Raw genomic sequence first — 16907 nt, 5'->3', positions numbered from 1 at the left:
GCGGGCCGGAACCGGCGGCTAGAACGCGAGCGCACCCGGGTCGAGCGGGGGTACCAGCCCCTCCGCGGCGGCCCGGGTGAGCAGCGCGCGGACGGCCGCGTAGCCCTCCTCGCCGAGGTCCTCGGTGAACTCGGTGACGTACAGCCCGATGTGCTGCTCGGCGACGTCCAGGTCCATCTCCTGGGCGTGCGCCAGCACGTACCCGCGGCTCGCCGCCGGGTCCGCCCAGGCCTGCCGCACGGAGGCGCGGATCGCGTCGGCGATCGCCCGCAGCCGCTCGGCGCCGAGCGAGCGCCGGGCGACGATCGCGCCCAGCGGGATCGGCAGACCGGTCTCCCGCTCCCAGGCCTCGCCCATGTCGGCCAGGCTGTGCAGGCCGTACTGCCGGTACGTGAAGCGGGCCTCGTGGATCACCAGGCCGGCGTCCACCCGGCCGTCCCGGACGGCGGGCATGATCTCGTGGAACGGCAGCACGACGATCTCGCCGAAGCCGCCCGGCACCGCCTTCGCCGCCCAGAGCCGGAACAGCAGGTAGGCGGTGGAGCGCTCGGAGGGCACCGCGACGGTCCTCCCGGCCAGGTCGGCGGGGGAGTCCACGCCCGGCAGGGTGAGGACCAGCGGGCCGCAGCCGCGGCCCAGCGCGCCGCCGCAGGGCAGCAGGGCGTACTCCTCCAGGACCCACGGCAGCGCGCCGTAGCTGATCTTCAGCACGTCCAGTTCGCCGCGTTCGGCCCGGCCGTTGGTGACGTCGATGTCGGCGAAGGTCACCTCGGGGGCGTCCGCGCCGGGCACCAGGCCGTGCGCCCAGGCGTGGAAGACGAAGGTGTCGTTCGGGCAGGGCGAGTACGCGATGCTCAGCCGTTCAGCCACGGCCGGCCTCCTGGTGGGTTCGTGCCGCGCGGCCGGTGGCGGCGGCCGGCCCGGGCAGTTCGTGGACGGGCAGCGCGGCGAAGGCCCGCTCCAGGGCGGCCAGCGCCTCGCCGATCCGCCAGGCGGTCCGGTCGCGCGGGCCCACCGGATTGGACACGGTGCGCAGTTCGAGGGCCGGCACGCCGTACCGGGCGGCGGCCTCGGCCACGCCGAAGCCCTCCATCGCCTCGGCGACGGCGCCCGGGTGGCGGGCGGCCAGCTCGGCGGCCCGCCCGGCGCTGCCGGTGACGGTGGAGACGGTCAGCACCGGGCCGACGGCGAGGTCCGGGCCGGCCAGCGCCCGCGCGACCAGGGCGACGGCGGCCGGCGGCGGGGTGTGCCGGACGGTGCCGAAGCCCAGCTCGGTGACGTCGGCGAAGCCCTCCGGGGTCTCGGCGCCGAGGTCCGCGGCCACGATCGCGTCGGCCAGCACGGTGCTGCCGACCGGGGCGAGCGGGGCGAAACCGCCGGCGATCCCGGCCGAGACGGCCAGCGCGTACGGGTGGGCCGCCAGCGCGGCGGAGGCGGCGGCAGCGGCGGCGGCCGGGCCGACCCCGGCGGCCAGCACGTCCACCGGCACCCGTCCGGCCCGGTGCAGGGTGCCCCCGGGCAGCGGCAGCGCTGCGGACCCGCCGGGCAGGCCGCGCAGCACGGCCTCGGCCTCGGCGGCCACCGCGACGACGACGAGCAGCCGGGCCCGGGCGGGGCCCGACCGCTCGTCGGGGCCGTCGGTGACGGCGGGTGCGGTCATCTCGGGACCGTCAGCTGTCCTGGGTGTTCAGCTGGAAGTACCAGACGGCGATCGGGTTGTCCGAGTTCTTGTCGCCCTCGACCACGGTGACCAGGGTCTTGCCGCTGGCGTTCAGCACCTTGTTGGCCTGCTGGGAACCCGACCAGGTCGGACCCTTGGCGTACGAGAACAGGCTGAAGCGGCCGCCCTGGCCGGTCGAGCCGCCGTTGGTGAAGGCCCACCAGCCGGTCTCGGCCACGTTCGGGGAGACCCCGACGCCGACCCGGTCGCTCGCCACCACGTCCGAGGTGGGCAGCGTGCCGTTCTTGAGGGCCTCGGTGGCCTTGTCCTGGCACTCCTGCTGGAGGTCCTCGGTGATCGGGTTGCCGCCGTTCCAGCACAGCGGGTCCGTCTCGACCGAGGAGTTGCCGACCGTGAGGGTGGCCCGGTGGGAGCTGTGCTCGGTCTGGTCGGCGGCGATGGCGACGGAGGTGCCCACCGTGGCGGCGCCGACCACGACGACGGCGCCGAGGGCGGCGATGACACGGGAATTGAGGCTCATGCGTCAGAATCTACCGGGCCTGGCCGATCACGCGACGCGGGGGTCGGCACCGCGTGTTGCCGCCCGCCCCGATCAGGCCACCCGGGGCGCCGTCGGGTGCCGCCGCAGGCCCACCCGGAAGAGCGAGCGGAGCGTCCACAGCAGCATCAGGCCGACCACCCCGGCGGCGATCGACAGGCCCAGCTTCCCGTTCAGCGGCAGCAGGATGCCGACCGCCCCGCCGGCCACCCAGGACAGCTGCATCAGGGTCTCCGAACGGGCGAACGCCGAGGTCCGCACCGCCTCCGGGACGTCCCGCTGGATCAGCGCGTCCAGCGCCAGCTTGCCCAGCGAGGCCGCCATCCCGGCCACCGCGGCGACCAGAACCACCGTCACCACGCCGTACCAGAGCGCGGTCGCCGCCGTCACGCAGGTCGCCAGCAGCAGCATCGCGGTGACCGTCGCCTCCGGGCCCCGGGTGCGCAGCCAGGAGCCGAGCACCGACCCCAGCGCGTTGCCCGTGCCGGCCGCCAGCGCCACCAGGCCCAGCGCCACCGTCGGCCGCAGCCCGCCGACCGGTTCCTCCCGCAGCAGGAAGGCCAGGAACATCACCAGGAAGCCGACCAGCCACTTCATCGCCGACATCGCCCGCAGCGCCAGGATCACCGAAGGGCCGACCGTGCGCAGCGAGGCCTTGACCGGTGGCGGCCTGTGGTGGATCAGGTGGGAGCCCTCGCCGTGCACCTCGGCGTGCAGGACGGCGCGCTGCTCGCCCTTGGCCGAGTCCACCGCGGGCGGCAGGTGGAAGGCCATCAGGGTGCCGATCACGAACACCAGGAAGGCGCCGCGCAGCGGCCAGCCGGGCCCGATCAGGTGCAGCAGCCCGCCCACCGCGGCCGCCACGCCGGTGGCCAGCAGCCCGGCCAGGGTGACCCGGGAGTTCGCCTTCACCAGGGACAGCCGGCTCGGCAGCAGCCGGGGCACCACCACGCTGCGCACCACGCCGTACGCCTTGGACGCGACCAGCACGCCGAGCGCCTCCGGGTAGAGCGCGATGCCGCCGCCGACGATCACCCCCGCCATCGTCCAGGCCAGCACCGCCCGGGCCAGCATGGCCATCGCCATGGCCGCCCGGCGGCCGTGCGGCAGGCGGTCCAGCAGCGGGCCGATCACCGGGGCCAGCAGGGCGAACGGGGCCATCGTGATCAGCAGGTAGAGCGCGACCCGGCCGCGGGCCTCGCCGGTGGGCACCGAGAAGAAGATGGTGGACGCCAGTGCGACGGTGATCAGCATGTCGCCGAAGGAGTTGAGCGCGTGCAACTCGATCAGCTTCGCGAGGCCGGACTCGCCGGCGCCCTCGGCGGCGGTGGCCCGGCGGATCCGCCGACCGGTGCCGTGCACCACCTTGCCGGTGCGGGAGCCGATGGCGGAGGCGGTGCGGACCAGGAGGTTCCGGCGGGGCCCGGGGCCCTCGTCCCCGTCCTCGTGCGGCTCCCGCCCGGCCCGGCCGGGAGCGTCCGGAGCCGGGGCCTCGGAGGGGTCCGCGGGAGCGGCGGAGGCCCCGGTCCTGGAGAGGTCGACGGGGCCGGAGGGCGCCTCGGTACCGTCCGCCGGCCGCGGTTCGCCCGCGCCGGGGACCGGGGGCTGCTGTCGCGGCACGGCGTCCGCCTGGTCGGGGCTGCCGGCCTGCGGGGCGCGGAGTGCGTGCTGCGACGGGTCGTGGTCCGCCACAAGCCCATCCTGCCCCAGAATCGCCGAGCCGACGCGGGACCGGGCTCCGCTCGGCGCGGCCCCGGGACGGCCGTGTCCGCCCCGGACTGTGCCGGGGCACCGACCGGCGGGTAGCCTGCCCAAGGTCGACCCGCCGACCCGCCGGGGCGCCGGCAGGCCGGTCGAGCGGCGCGGCCGGTACCCGAGGGGGCTCCGGGTCGCGCAGAATGGACGAGGGACACCGAGCCGCGACGGATCAGGCAACACGCCGTGGGCGACAGAAGAACTGGGAGAGAATCGACGCCGTGAGTGCTGCGATGCGAAGCCGTACCCCCGACCGGCTCTGTGCCGAGGCCGTCGAACTCGCCCGCCAGGCCGCCGAGGAGGCCGTCGGTGCGGAGGCCGTCGGGCCGCACCTGGGTGTCCAGGCGGACGCCGACCGCGTCGTCACCCACACCTTCGAGTGCCTTGACGCGGCCTACCGTGGCTGGCACTGGGCGGTCACCGTCGCCCGTGCGCCGCGCGCCAAGAACGTCACCCTGGACGAGGTCGTGCTGCTGCCCGGCCCCGACGCGGTCCTCGCCCCGCAGTGGGTGCCGTGGAGCGACCGGCTGCGCCCCGGCGACATGGGCCCGGGCGACCTGCTGCCCACCGATGCCGACGACCTGCGGCTGGAGCCCGGCTGGACCGGCGAGGACGAGCCCGCGCCGAACTCCGCGGTCGCCCTGGTGGACGACGAGGACCTGGTCCTCACCGACCCGCACGTCCAGCCCGCCCCGGCCCGCGCCCGGATCAACGCCGTCGCCGAGGAGCTGGGCCTGGGCCGCAGCCGGGTGCTCTCCCGGCTCGGCCTGCACCTGGCCGCCGAGCGCTGGGAGAAGGTCCACGGCCCGCACACGCCGATGGCGCAGGCCGCCCCGGCCTCGTGCGCGAGCTGCGGCTTCCTGGTCCCGATCGGCGGCTCGCTCGGGCAGGCCTTCGGCGTGTGCGGCAACGAGTTCGGCCCGGCCGACGGCCAGATCGTCTCCTTCGCGTACGGCTGCGGCGGGCACTCCGAGGCGGCCGTCATCCCGGCCCCGCCGGCGCCGTCCGAGCTGATCCTGGACGAGCTGGTGGTCGAGCCGCTCCCGCTGCACCCCGACCGCACCTCCGGCTCCGTCGAGCCCGACGCTCCGGCCGAGGAGCTCGGCCACTCCTGAGGTCCCGGCCGCACGGCCCGCCCCGGTGACGAACCGGGGCGGGCCGTCGGCGTTCCCGGGCTCGGCGGCGGCCGGGCCGTGGTCGGGAGCAGTCGGTGGGGCAGGGAAGAATGCCCTACGACGAACAGGGCAGCGGAAGGCGGCAGGTCCAGTGGAACCTCGGATCATCGGCAGCGGCACGGACGAGTACCTCGCGGACCCCTTCGGGAGCGCCGCGCTGCGGCGGCGGGTGCTGGACGCCTGGGCCGCCTCGCCGGCCCGGTTCCGGGAGGACGCCAACGCCGAGGAGGAGCTGGCGCTCGGCGGCTACCGGGACCGCCTGGTGGTCGAGTTGGCGCAGAACGCGGCCGACGCCGCGGTGCGGGCCGGCCACGGCCCCGGCCGGCTGCGGCTGACCCTCGCCGACGGCGTGCTCGCCGCGGCCAACACCGGCGCCCCGCTGGACGCGGCCGCCGTCGAGTCGCTGTCCACCCTGCGCGCGTCCTCCAAGCGCGGCGAGGAACCCGCCGTCGGCCGCTTCGGGGTCGGCTTCGCCGCCGTCCTCGCGGTCACCGACGAGCCCGCCGTGCTGAGCGCCACCGGCGGGGTGCGCTGGTCGCTCGGCGAGGCCCGGGCGCTGGCCGGGGCCCAGCCCGAACTGGCCGAGGAACTGCGCCGACGGGACGGCCACGTGCCGCTGCTGCGGTTGCCGTTCGCGGCCGAGGGCCCGGCCCCGGACGGCTACGACACGGTGGTCGTGCTGCCGCTGCGGGACGCCGCCGCCGAGGACCTGACCCGCCGTCTGCTGGCCGGGATCGACGACGCGCTGCTGCTCACCCTGCCCGGCCTGCGCGAGGTCGTGGTGGAGACCCCGGACGGCACCCGCACGCTCACCCGGGCCGCCGCCGAGACCCGCCCGGACGGGGTCACCGAGGTCACCGTCACCGACGACGCGGGCGGCGGGCTGCGGCAGACGGTCTGGCAGACCGCCGGCGCCTCCGGCACGCTCTCCGCCGAACTGCTGGCCGACCGGCCCACCGAGGAGCGCGCCCGCCCGTACTGGACGGTGACCTGGGCCGTCCCGGTCGGCCCGGACGGTGCCCCGCAGCGGCCCGGGATCGCCTCGGTGCTGCACGCGCCCACCCCCAGCGACGAGCCGGTCGGCCTGCCCGCGCTGCTGATCGCCTCGTACCCGCTGGACTCCACCCGCCGGCACGTCGCCCCCGGCCCGCTGGCCGACTTCCTCACCGAGCGGGCCGCCGACAGCTACGCCGAACTGCTGCGCGCCCGCGGTGCCGACCTCGGCTCGCTCGGCCTCGTCCCGGGCCCGCTGGGCCAGGGCGCGCTGGACAACGCGCTGCGCGCCGCGGTGCTCTCCCGGCTGCCCGGCACGCCGTTCCTGCCGCACCCGGCGCCGGTCGAGCAGGGCACGCCCGCGCTGCGGCCCCGGGACGCGACGCTGCTGGAGGGCGCGGACGGCTCGGTGGTCGAGGCGCTCTCGCCGATCTTCCCCGGGCTGCTGCCGGCCGGCCTGGAGCGCCGCACCGAGCTGCGGGTGCTGAACGTGCGCCGGGTGCCGCTGGCCGAGGTGGTGGACCAGCTCGGCGGGCTGGACCGCGAGCCCGCCTGGTGGCGCAACCTGTACGCGGCGCTCGGCGCGGCCGACCCGGAGGCGCTCGGCGCGCTGCCCGTCCCGCTCGCCGACGGGCGGACGGTCACCGGGCCGCGGCGCGTCCTGCTGCCCTCCGAGGACGCCGACTGGGCGGCCTTCCCCGGCTACCCCGGGTCGCTCGCGGGCGCGCTCGCCGCGCTCGACCTGCGGCTGGCCCACCCCGAGGCCGCCCACCCGCTGCTGGCCAAGCTCGGCGCCGGCACCGCCACCCCGGCCGGGGTGCTGGACACCCCCGAGGTGCGGGCCGCCGTCGCCCGCTCCTACGAGCTGGCCGAGGACGACCTCGACGCGGCGCTCGAACTCTCCGACGCCGTCCTGGCGTTGGTGAAGGCCGCCGCCGCCGAGCCGGGCGCCCACCCCTGGCTGGCCCGACTGGCGCTGCTCGACGACGAGGGCGAGCCCGCCCGGGCCGGCGAACTCGTCCTGCCCGGAAGCCCGTTCGCCGCGCTCGCCCGCGAGGAGGACGCCGGCTGGGTGGACGACGAGCTGCTGGAGCGCTGGGGGCCGGACGTGCTCGCCGCCGTCGGCGTGCTGGCCGACTTCGTGCTGGTGCGCGCCGAGGATGTGGTGCTCGACCCGGACGACCTGGAGCGGCTGGACCCCACCGTCCCGGCCGACCGCGCGGCCGGCGGCCACCCCACCGGCCTGCTGGACGAGGCGCCGGACGGGCTCGCCGAGTGGGCCGAGGACGCGCTGGAGGCGCTCCAGGCGGACGAGGCGGTCGGCGTCCCGCCGGTGGCCGCCGAGCTGCTGGCCGTGCGCGACCTCGACCTGGTGGACGACGACGCCTGGCCGGAGGCGCTCGCCGCGCTGGCCCGCCCGCCGTACCGGGACGCGGTGGTCAACCCGGTGCGCACGCTGCTGCCGGACGGCTCGTACGCCGACCTGCCGCCGTACACCGCGTGGTGGCTGCGCGACCACCCGGTGCTGGGGGGCCGCGAGCCGGCCGGGCTGCGCGCCGCCGGGGCCGACCCGCTGCTGCGCGGGCTGTACGACGAGGCCCGCACCACCCTGGACGACCGGTTCCTGCACGCGCTCGGGGTGCGCACCACGCTGGCCGCGCTGCTCGCCGAGCCGCACGGGCCGGACGAGGTGCTGGACCGGATGACCGACCCGGCCGCCGAGGTCGGCCACCGCCAGCTGCACGGCATCCACACCGCGCTGGCCCGGGTGGACCGCGAGCGGATCGAGCCGCTGGACGTGGTGCGGGCGCTGCCGCCGCTGGACCCGGCCACCGGGCGCCGGCCGGCCCACACCGTGGTGGTGGACGCCACCGAGGCGGTCGTCGCCGACGCCCCGGACCTGGTCCAGCTGCTGCACCCGTACCCGCTGCTGCCGGTCGCCCCGGCGCTGGCCGCCGACCTCGCCGAGCGGCTGCACGTGTCGCTGGCCAGCGAGGTGGCGGGCGGCCGGGTGCTCTCCGAGGGCGTGCTGCACCGGGTCCCGGCGGTGGTGCGGGAGCTGCTGCCCGGCTGCCCGGTCGCCTACGAGGAGCACGAGGAGCTGCTGGTCGTCGGGCCGGACGGCGGCGAGGCGGCGGTGGACTGGCGCTGGGACACCGGGGCGGACAGCCCGGAGCCGCCGTACGACCCGGAGCTGGCCGAGGCCGGCGACGAGGACGACGAGTTCGAGGTCCCGCCGGTGCCCGGACTGCTGCACGCGGCCACCCCGGAGGGCCTCGCCGCCGGGCTGGCCTGGTCGGTCGGGCAGTGGCACCGCCGCTTCGAGGTGCTGGCCGCCCTCAGCGAGCCGGACCGCGCCTACGAGCTCTCCGCCGCCCGCGACTTCGAGGGCTGAGCGGACCGGTCCGGGCCCGCCCGGACCGGCGGGCCCGGATCCGGGGGTCGAGCGGGCAGGCCCTAGCGGGGCGCCGAACCGGCTCGGCGCGTCCGCCTGCGCTGCTTCAGCCGCAGGTAGACGCAGACGGTGGTGGCCGACCAGACGGTCGCCACCAGGGCCTTCACGGCCGTCGGCAGCCACGGCCGCGCCGGGGCGGTCAGCTCGCCGGCGTCCGCCAGCCAGGAGCCGCCCAGCAGCGCCAGGACGGCCAGCCCGGCGGCCAGCGCGCCGCCCAGGAACGCGGCGAAGGCCTCGACCTGCCCGGCCTCACGATCGGTCTCCCCACCTCGGTACGCCATGTCGGCACCCCCTCCCGCCGGGCACGTTACTCGTACCCGCGGCGCCTCATCCAGGCCCAGGTGACCTCCAGCGCGATGCCGCAGACCACCGCGACGGCCACGCCCACCAGCGGGTCGCGGAAGCCGACCAGGGAGAGGTCGAAGAACGTCTTCAGCGGGGGCACCAGCAGGACCAGGGCGAAGGCGCCGCCCATGGTGCCGATCAGCAGCAGGCGCCACCAGTTGTACGGACGGGCGACGATGGCGAGCACCCAGATGGCGATCAGGAAGAGCGTCAGGGTGGCCACGCTGGTGTCGGCCTTGAGGTCGGTCGTGTGGTCGGTGCGGGCGAGGGTGTAGGCGACGAAGGTGCCGGTGCCGGCGATGGCGCCGCCGGGGATCGCGAGGCGCAGCACGCGCTTCACGAAGCCGGTGCGGGCCCGCTCGTTGTTGGGGGCGAGCGCGAGGAAGAACGCCGGGATGCCGATGGTCAGCGAGGACAGCACGGTGGAGTGCCGGGGCAGGAACGGGTACGGCGAGTGGGTGAAGATCACCAGCAGCGCCAGCAGCACCGAGTAGACGGTCTTCACCAGGAAGAGTGAAGCGACCCGCTCGATGTTGCCGATCACCCGGCGGCCCTCGGCCACCACCGACGGCAGCGAGGCGAAGGAGTCGTTCAGCAGCACGATCTGGGCGACCGCCTTGGTGGCGTCGGAGCCGGTGCCCATCGCCACGCCGATGTCGGCGTCCTTGAGCGCGAGCACGTCGTTGACGCCGTCGCCGGTCATCGCCACGGTGTGGCCGCGGGACTGCAGCGCTCCGACGAGCCGGCGCTTCTGCTGCGGGGTGACCCGGCCGAAGACGCTGGTCCGGTCGGCGGTCTCGGCGAGCTCCTCCGGGTCGGCGGGCAGGCTGCGGGCGTCCAGCGGGTGGTCGGCGCCGGGCAGGCCCAGGTGGCCGGCCACCGCGCCGACCGAGACCGCCGCGTCGCCGGAGATGACCTTGGCCCGGACCCGCTGGCTCTCGAAGTAGCGCAGGGTCTCGGCGGCGTCCGAGCGCAGCCGCTGCTGGAGCACCACCAGGGCGAGCGGGGTGAGGTCGGCCGCCGGGTCGGGGGAGTCCAGCGGGACGGGGGTGCGGCCCAGCAGCAGCACCCGCAGGCCCCGGGCGCCCAGTTCGTCCACCTCGGCGAGCGCCGGGTGCCCGGCGGGCAGCAGCACGTCGGGCGCGCCGAGCAGCCAGCTGGCCTCGCCGCCCTGCGGCTCCAGCAGCTGCACGCCGCTCCACTTGCGGGCGGAGGAGAAGGGCATCGCCTCGATCACCCGCCAGCCGTTCCCCGTCGCACCGTCCGGACCGCCGTCGCCGCGCCCGTACGCGTCGATGACGGCCTGCATGGACGGGTTGGGGCGGGCGTCGGCGCCGGCCATCACGGCCAGCGCGTGCTCGACGGTCTCCGGGGTGACGGCGGCGGGTTCCCCGTCGGCGAGGACCCGCAGGTCGACCACGTCCATGCCGCCCTCGGTGAGGGTGCCGGTCTTGTCCAGGCAGACGGTGTCCACCCGGGCCAGGCCCTCGATCGCGGGGAGCTCCTGGACCAGGCACTGCTTGCGGCCGAGCCGGACCACGCCGATCGCGAAGGCGACCGAGGTCAGCAGCACCAGGCCCTCGGGGACCATCGGCACGATGCCGGCCACCATGCGCCGGACGGCCTCCTTCCAGTCCCGGCCCTCGACGGCCAGCTGGCTGATGATCAGACCGAGGGCGGTGGGGATCAGCAGGTAGGTGATGATCCGCAGGATGCTGTCGATGCCGGAGCGCAGCTCCGACTTCACCAGGGTGAACTTGCTGGCCTCCTCGGCGAGCCGGGCCGCGTAGGCCTCGCGGCCGACCTTGGTGGCGGTGAAGGCGCCGGCGCCGGCCACCACGAAGCTGCCGGACATCACCTGGTCGCCGGGCTGCTTGAGGACCGGGTCGGGTTCGCCGGTGAGCAGCGACTCGTCGATCTCCAGCCCGTCCGCCTCGGTGACCTCCCCGTCCACGATCACCTTGTCGCCGGTGCCGAGCAGCACGGTGTCGTCGAGGACGATCTCGGAGACGCCGACCTGCCGGGCGGAGCCGTCCCGGCGGACCTGGGGGCGGGCCTCGCCGATCAGGGCGAGGCTGTCCAGGGTCTTCTTGGCGCGCAGCTCCTGGATGATCCCGATCGCCGTGTTGGCCACGATGACGAGGCCGAACAGGCCGTCCTGGATCGGACCGACGATCAGGATGATCCCGAACATCACGCCGATGATCGCGTTGAAGCGGGTGAGGACGTTGGCCCGGACGATCTCCCCGGTGGACCGGCTGGACCGCACCGGAACGTCGTTGACCTGGCCCTTCGCGACCCGCTCGGCCACCTCGGCGGCGGTCAGGCCGCCGCGCCGGCCGGGCAGCAGGCCGAGGGGGTGCGCTCCGTCCGGCCGTTCCCCGTCGGTCGGCCGCTCTTCCGCTGGCTGGGCAGGCTGCGTCATGGCACCGACTCTACGGGTGCCTTATGTCCGGTGCGTGCTACTAAAGGACTATTCAGTCCGACCGGGTGGCCGGGTTCTGGCCGTCGTCCTCGGCGGCCCGTCCGGCGGTCCGTCCGGCCGCCTCGGCGGCGCGGCTGCGGGCGATCGCGTCCCGCCGGGCACGGCAGTACCAGAGGCCGATCAGGCCGAGCAGGCCGCCGGAGAGGCAGATCCAGGGCCAGGTGCCGTGGCCGTGCTCGGAGAGGGTGCCCTGGAAGGGCAGCAGGGCGAGGAAGGCGACGAACCACAGCACCGTGCCGCCGCCGACGATGGCGACGTCGTTGGCCTCCAGCGGAGGGGGCGAGGGGTGCAGTGGCGTCTTGGGCATGGGCCTAGCGTACGGTGCGGTGGGGCGGCCTCGCGGGTGCCGTGACCCCGTACGGGCTCTACGCGCGAAGATAGCGCGTGTGCGATCGGGAAACCATACTTAAAGGTCTGCGCCCGGCCACCGTCGCCCCGGGCGTCCCCCTCCCTCTCCTCAGCTCCCCCACAGAGGACGCACGCATGCCTGTGGTCCAGCCGACCACCGAGTCGCCCGAACCCGCCGACGCCGCGCCGAAGCCCCCCACGAGCGCCGTCGACCGCTTCTTCCGGATCAGCGAGCGAGGCTCCACCCTGCCGCGCGAGATCCGCGGCGGTGTCGCCACCTTCTTCACCATGGCGTACATCCTGGTGCTGAACCCGATCATCCTGGCCAGCGGCACGGACGTCACCGGGGCCCACCTGGACAGCGGCCAGCTGGTCACCGCCACCGCCCTCACCGCGGGTCTCACCACCCTGCTGATGGGAGTCATCGGCAACGTCCCGATCGGCCTGGCCGCCGGACTCGGCGTCAACACGATCGTGGCGCTCCAGCTCGCCCCGAAGATGACCTGGCCGGACGCCATGGGCATGGTCGTGCTGGCCGGTTTCGCGATCATGCTGCTGGTCGCCACCGGGCTGCGCGAGCGGGTCATGAACGCCGTCCCGCTCGGCCTGCGCAAGGCCATCGCGATCGGTATCGGTCTGTTCATCAGCCTGGTCGGCCTGGTCGACTCCGGCTTCGTCAGCCGCATCCCGGACGCCGCCCACACCACCGTCCCGCTCCAGCTCGGCGGCAACGGACACCTGCTCGGCTTCCCGGTGCTGATCTTCGTGATCGGCCTGGTGCTCACCCTGATCCTGCTGATCCGCAAGGTGCCCGGCGCCATCCTGATCAGCATCGCGGCCTCCACCGCGCTCGCCGCGGTCATCGACAAGGTGGCCGACATCCCGGCGCTCAAGTGGGGCCTCACCGTCCCGACCTGGCCCGGCAACCCGGTCTCCGCGCCGGACTTCGGGCTGGTCGGCAAGGTCAGCCTGTTCGGCGGCTTCGAGAAGGTCGGCGTGCTGACCGGCCTGCTGTTCGTCTTCACCGTGCTGATGTCGTGCTTCTTCGACGCGATGGGCACCATCCTCGGCGTGGCCGACGAGGCCCACCTGCTGGACCGCAACGGCGACCTGCCCGGCATCAACAAGGTCCTGATGGTCGACGGCATCGCCACCGCGGCCGGCGGCGCCACCTCGGCCTCGGCCAACACCTGCTTCGTCGAGTCCACCGCCGGCGTCGGCGAGGGCGCCCGGACCGGCTTCGCGTCGATCGTCACCGGCCTGCTCTTCGTGGTGGCGCTCTTCCTCACCCCGCTCGCCACCATGGTCCCGGCCCAGGCCGCCACCCCGGCCCTGATCACCGTCGGCTTCCTGATCCTGGCCAACTCGATCAAGGAGATCGACTGGGCCGACTACACGATCGCGATCCCGGCCTTCCTGACCATCGTGATGATGCCGTTCACCTACAGCATCACCAACGGCATCGGCCTGGGCTTCATCGCCTTCTGCGTGCTGCGCGTGGCCGCCGGCCGCGGTCGCGAGGTCCCCGTCCCGATGTACGCGGTGGCGGCGGTGTTCGCCTTCTACTACCTGATGCCGGCCCTCGGCCTGCTCTGACGCCGTACGGCCGCCGTGGCCCCGTCCTCCCGCCGGGGAGGGCGGGGCCACGGCGTTTCGCCTGTCACTGGACGTCGAACTCGTTGCCCTCGGGGTCGGCCATGGTGGTCCAGCGGCCGCCGGGCTCCTCGACCTCCCGGAGGACCGTGGCGCCGAGGCCTTCGAGGCGGGCGACGGTGGCCGCGCGCTCGGCCGGGCCGGGGTGGAGGTCGAGGTGCAGGCGGTTCTTGCCCTGCTTGGGCTCGGGGACGGCCTGGAACAGGACACGGCGGCCGAGGCCGGTGCCCGAGGCCGGATCGAACGGGTCCTCGGGGTGGCGGACGGCGGCCAGCGAGCGCCAGGCCGGACGGCCGTCCAGCTCGGTGAGGGCCTCCGGGCCGACCGCGCCGGCGGCGAGCAGCCGGGTGATCAGCGCACCGTGGTCCTCCAACGTGTACTCCAGGGCGGCGGCCCAGAAGGCGGCCTGGCGGTGCGGGTCGGTGCAGTCGATGACGAGCTTCCAGTGCAGCGGCATGTAACTGTTTATATCGGTTACAGATCGGGCGGGCAACGACCGGCCGTCAGAAGTTGTCAAAAAGGCATCCGTGTAGGCGAGTTGGTGGTGGGAATACTGCCTGGACGGAGAAGGGGGAGGGGACTCGACCGATGGTGCAACAGGATCCGCCGGGGGGCGTCGAGGCACAGCTGCTGCCGGAGCTGTTCTGGACGGCGGACAAGGCCTCGCTGGACGGCCAGCGCGAGACGCTGCGCTGGTACCGCGGACTGATCGCGATGCTGGTGGTCGCCGCCGTGATCGGGTCGTTCCCCGGCCCGGACGACAAGGGCGACTTCGACGTCTGGCCGCTGTTCTCGGTGGCCGCGTTCCTGGTGGCCGGCTACTTCTGGTCCCGGCTGCGCCGCGGCAACCCGCAGAGCCGCTGGTACCAGGCCCGGGCGGCGGCCGAGTCGGTCAAGACGCTGGCCTGGAAGTACACCGTCCGGGCCCGGCCGTTCGACGGCCCGGCCGAGTCCGCGGACGTCGACCGCGGATACCTGCTCCAGGTCGAGGACGTGCTGCGGGCCTTCGAGGACCCGGAGATCGTGCCGCCCGGCAGCGTCGCCGAGATCACCCCGGAGATGCGCCGGCAGCGCGCCGAGAACCTGACCGCGCGGCGCACCCTCTACCTGCGCACCCGGGTCGAGGGCCAGCGCACCTGGTACCGCTCCCGGGCCGAGGCCTGCGACTCGCAGGCGGTCTCCTGGGGGCTCGGCATCGCGGTGCTGATCATCGTCGGCGCGGCGGCGGCCGTCGCCCAGGCCACCGGCGCGCTGTCGGTGCACCTCTTCGGCGCCACCTCGGCCGCGGCCGCGGCGATCATCGCCTGGACGCAGCTCAAGCAGCTCGGCCCGCTGGCCGCCGCCTACCAGCTGGCCGCGCGCGAGCTGGAGAACGTCGGCAACCAGCTGTCCGACCTCGACCTCCGGGCGCCGGACGCCGAGGCGAGCTGGGCCCGGCTGGCCGCCGACGCGGAGGACGCCGTCTCCCGGGAGCACACCACCTGGCGGGCCCGCCGGGCGTTCCCGCGCTGAGCCGGCGTTCCGGAGCCGCTGTCCGGGGGGTGGAGGCGGGAGCGGGGGAGGGTACTTCACGGCAACGGGGACTTGCGGAGATCCGGCGAAACGCGGCGCACAGGTGTGCGGGGTGCGTGAGAGTAGAGCGCCGAGGCACGGACCGTAATCATTACGTGTCCATGCCCTGGTTTCATCGCCTGCGCGCGACCCCAGTTCCCGCCGGAGGCCCTCCTTGCGCATTCTCCTGATCGCCAGCGCGTTCAACAGCCTGACCCAGCGCGTCCACACCGCCCTGCGCGAGCGCGGCCACCAGGTCGCCGTCCAACTCGCCCTCAGCGACGAGCAGATGAGGGCCGGGGTGGCCCGTACCGACCCCGAGCTGATCGTCTGCCCGATGCTCACCAAGGCCGTCCCGCAGGACATCTGGTCCACCCGGACCGTCCTGATCGTCCACCCGGGGCCCAAGGGCGACCGCGGCCCCTCCTCGCTCGACCGGGCGATCACCGAGGGGGTGGAGCGCTGGGGGGTCACCGTGCTGCAGGCCGTCGAGGAGATGGACGCCGGCGACATCTGGGCCTCCGTCGAGTTCCCCGTCCCCGCCTGCGGCAAGAGCGAGCTGTACCGGGGGGAGCTCGCCGACGCCGCCGTGGAGGCCGTCCTGCTGGCCGTCCAGCGCTACGAGAGCGGGCTGTACACCCCCGAGCCGCTGGACTACTCCCGGCCGGACGTGCACGGCGAACCGCGGCCCTTCCTGCGCCAGGAGGAGCGCCGGATCGACTGGGAGCGGGACGACACCGCCACCGTGCTGCGCAGGCTGCGCGCCGCCGACTCCCAGCCCGGCGTCCTGGACGAGCTGTACGGACGGGAGTTCTTCCTGCACGGCGGCCACCCCGAGGACCAGCTGCGCGGCCCGGTGCCCGGCGCCGTGCTGGCCACCCGGGACGGCGCGATCTGCCGGGCCACCGTGGACGGCGCGGTGTGGATACCCCAGCTGCGCCCGCGCCGCACCCCCGGCGGGCCGGCCACCTTCAAGCTGCCGGCCGCCACCGTGCTCGCCGACGAGCTGTACCGGGTCCGCGAGGTGCCGGTGAGCCCGGAGGCGGCCGGCCGCCGGGACACCTGGGCGGAGCTGCGCTACCGCGAGGAGGGCGAGGTCGGCTTCCTCGAATTCGCCTACGCGGGCGGGGCGATGAGCACCGAGCAGTGCCGCCGGCTGCTCGCCGCCTACCGGACGGCGGCCGAGCGGCCGACCTCGGTGCTGGTGCTCGGCGCGCCCCGGGACTTCTACTCCAACGGCATCCAGCTCAACGTCATCGAGGGCGCGGCCTTCCCGGCGCTGGAGTCCTGGGAGAACATCAACGCGATGGACGACTTCGTCGAGGCGGTGCTGACCACGACGGACAAGGTGACGGTGGCGGCGCTGGCCGGGAACGCGGCGGCCGGCGGGCTGATGATGGCGCTCGCCGCCGACGAGGTGTGGTGCCGGGAGTCGGCGGTGCTCAACCCGCACTACCGGCTGATGGGCCTCCACGGCTCCGAGTACTGGACGTACACCCTGCCCGGCCGGGTCGGCGCCGAGCAGGCCGAGCGGCTCACCACCGAGGCGCTGCCGGTCGGCGCCGACCACGCCCGCCGGATCGGCCTGGTGGACCGTACGGTCGGCGGGGACGCGGCCGGGTTCCGCCGCTGGGTGGCCCGCGAGGCGGCCCGGATCGCCGCCTCGCCGGAGCTCACCGGGCGGCTGGTGGACAAGAAGCGCCGCCGTGCGGCCGACGAGGAGCAGAAGCCGCTGGCCGAGTACCGGGCGGAGGAACTGCGCCGGATGCACGCCAACTTCTACCGGGCGGGCGAGCCGTACCACGCGCTGCGGCGGGACTTCGTGCACAAGGTCTGCCCGGTGGCCACCCCGGAGCACGTGGCGGGGCTGCTCGGGCGGCCCGAGTAGCCGTACGGCCCAGGCGGTCGTACCGTCCGGGCCGTCGTCA

At 75.1% G+C, this 16907-nt stretch carries 13 protein-coding genes; 5 read left to right on the top strand and 8 right to left on the bottom strand.

All coding sequences use genetic code 11. The features are described 5' to 3' along the window. Positions 1-18 precede the first annotated feature (18 nt). From ACZ7RU_RS30250 to ACZ7RU_RS30235, 4 genes are all read right to left on the bottom strand, one after another. Positions 19-870: a 1,4-dihydroxy-6-naphthoate synthase gene (locus tag ACZ7RU_RS30250; RefSeq protein ID WP_470344141.1), complete on the bottom strand. Its 852-nt coding sequence runs from the start codon at positions 868-870 to the stop codon at positions 19-21. Then, positions 863-1660: a futalosine hydrolase gene (locus ACZ7RU_RS30245; RefSeq protein ID WP_470344140.1), complete on the bottom strand. Its 798-nt coding sequence runs from the start codon at positions 1658-1660 to the stop codon at positions 863-865. Before ACZ7RU_RS30245 ends, ACZ7RU_RS30250 begins: the two co-directional genes overlap by 8 nt. Positions 1661-1670: 10 nt before the next feature. Beyond that, positions 1671-2201, bottom strand: coding sequence for a hypothetical protein (locus tag ACZ7RU_RS30240; protein ID WP_387760414.1), 531 nt, complete (start codon positions 2199-2201; stop codon positions 1671-1673). Positions 2202-2273: 72 nt separating this feature from the next. Further along, on the bottom strand, positions 2274-3626 hold the full coding sequence (locus ACZ7RU_RS30235) for an MFS transporter (RefSeq protein WP_470344240.1): 1353 nt from the start codon (positions 3624-3626) through the stop codon (positions 2274-2276). A 581-nt stretch (positions 3627-4207) separates the two neighbouring features. Here ACZ7RU_RS30235 and ACZ7RU_RS30230 point away from each other — a divergent pair. Both ACZ7RU_RS30230 and ACZ7RU_RS30225 read left to right on the top strand, forming a co-directional pair. After that, positions 4208-5089, top strand: coding sequence for a DUF3027 domain-containing protein (locus ACZ7RU_RS30230; RefSeq protein ID WP_470344239.1), 882 nt, complete (start codon positions 4208-4210; stop codon positions 5087-5089). 151 nt (positions 5090-5240) lie between these two features. Continuing rightward, positions 5241-8537: a sacsin N-terminal ATP-binding-like domain-containing protein gene (locus tag ACZ7RU_RS30225; protein WP_470344139.1), complete on the top strand. Its 3297-nt coding sequence runs from the start codon at positions 5241-5243 to the stop codon at positions 8535-8537. A gap of 62 nt (positions 8538-8599) precedes the next feature. Here ACZ7RU_RS30225 and ACZ7RU_RS30220 read toward each other — a convergent pair whose 3' ends face one another. The 3 genes from ACZ7RU_RS30220 to ACZ7RU_RS30210 are packed head-to-tail and all read right to left on the bottom strand — an operon-like array spanning position 8600 to position 11734. Continuing rightward, positions 8600-8878 carry a hypothetical protein gene (locus tag ACZ7RU_RS30220; RefSeq protein ID WP_470344138.1) on the bottom strand — a complete coding sequence of 93 codons (279 nt, stop codon included), beginning with the start codon at positions 8876-8878 and terminating at the stop codon, positions 8600-8602. A gap of 26 nt (positions 8879-8904) precedes the next feature. Beyond that, entirely contained in the window at positions 8905-11367 is a 2463-nt protein-coding gene (locus ACZ7RU_RS30215) for an HAD-IC family P-type ATPase (protein WP_470344137.1), read from the bottom strand. A 52-nt stretch (positions 11368-11419) separates the two neighbouring features. Then, positions 11420-11734 (bottom strand): DUF2530 domain-containing protein, encoded by a 315-nt coding sequence (locus tag ACZ7RU_RS30210; RefSeq protein WP_470344136.1) that lies wholly within the window; start codon positions 11732-11734, stop codon positions 11420-11422. Between the two features lie 176 nt (positions 11735-11910). Between ACZ7RU_RS30210 and ACZ7RU_RS30205 the strand changes: the two genes are divergently transcribed. Beyond that, entirely contained in the window at positions 11911-13371 is a 1461-nt protein-coding gene (locus tag ACZ7RU_RS30205) for an NCS2 family permease (RefSeq protein ID WP_470344135.1), read from the top strand. A gap of 64 nt (positions 13372-13435) precedes the next feature. Here ACZ7RU_RS30205 and ACZ7RU_RS30200 read toward each other — a convergent pair whose 3' ends face one another. Beyond that, entirely contained in the window at positions 13436-13885 is a 450-nt protein-coding gene (locus tag ACZ7RU_RS30200) for a VOC family protein (protein ID WP_470344134.1), read from the bottom strand. 131 nt (positions 13886-14016) lie between these two features. On the opposite strand from ACZ7RU_RS30200, the gene ACZ7RU_RS30195 reads away from it, so the two are divergent. Together ACZ7RU_RS30195 and ACZ7RU_RS30190 are read left to right on the top strand one after the other, a co-directional pair. Beyond that, complete coding sequence (locus tag ACZ7RU_RS30195) at positions 14017-14940, top strand: DUF4231 domain-containing protein (RefSeq protein ID WP_470344133.1); 924 nt, start codon at positions 14017-14019, stop codon at positions 14938-14940. Positions 14941-15154: 214 nt separating this feature from the next. Beyond that, complete coding sequence (locus tag ACZ7RU_RS30190) at positions 15155-16867, top strand: hydrogenase maturation protein (protein ID WP_470344132.1); 1713 nt, start codon at positions 15155-15157, stop codon at positions 16865-16867. The last annotated feature ends 40 nt before the right edge of the window (positions 16868-16907 follow it).

It is taken from the genome of Kitasatospora sp. NPDC114501 (assembly GCF_055633695.1).
This window is presented reverse-complemented; position numbering and strand designations above follow the sequence as displayed.

Bases quoted from the DNA above. Each gene is read 5' to 3' on its own strand.
- ACZ7RU_RS30230 (WP_470344239.1), top strand. From the start codon at position 4,208: ATGCGAAGCCGTACCCCCGACCGGCTCTGTGCCGAGGCCGTCGAACTC.
- ACZ7RU_RS30245 (WP_470344140.1), bottom strand. From the start codon at position 1,660: ATGACCGCACCCGCCGTCACCGACGGCCCCGACGAGCGGTCGGGCCCC.
- ACZ7RU_RS30215 (WP_470344137.1), bottom strand. From the start codon at position 11,367: ATGACGCAGCCTGCCCAGCCAGCGGAAGAGCGGCCGACCGACGGGGAA.
- ACZ7RU_RS30205 (WP_470344135.1), top strand. From the start codon at position 11,911: ATGCCTGTGGTCCAGCCGACCACCGAGTCGCCCGAACCCGCCGACGCC.
- ACZ7RU_RS30240 (WP_387760414.1), bottom strand. From the start codon at position 2,201: ATGAGCCTCAATTCCCGTGTCATCGCCGCCCTCGGCGCCGTCGTCGTG.
- ACZ7RU_RS30200 (WP_470344134.1), bottom strand. From the start codon at position 13,885: ATGCCGCTGCACTGGAAGCTCGTCATCGACTGCACCGACCCGCACCGC.
- ACZ7RU_RS30220 (WP_470344138.1), bottom strand. From the start codon at position 8,878: ATGGCGTACCGAGGTGGGGAGACCGATCGTGAGGCCGGGCAGGTCGAG.
- ACZ7RU_RS30195 (WP_470344133.1), top strand. From the start codon at position 14,017: ATGGTGCAACAGGATCCGCCGGGGGGCGTCGAGGCACAGCTGCTGCCG.
- ACZ7RU_RS30210 (WP_470344136.1), bottom strand. From the start codon at position 11,734: ATGCCCAAGACGCCACTGCACCCCTCGCCCCCTCCGCTGGAGGCCAAC.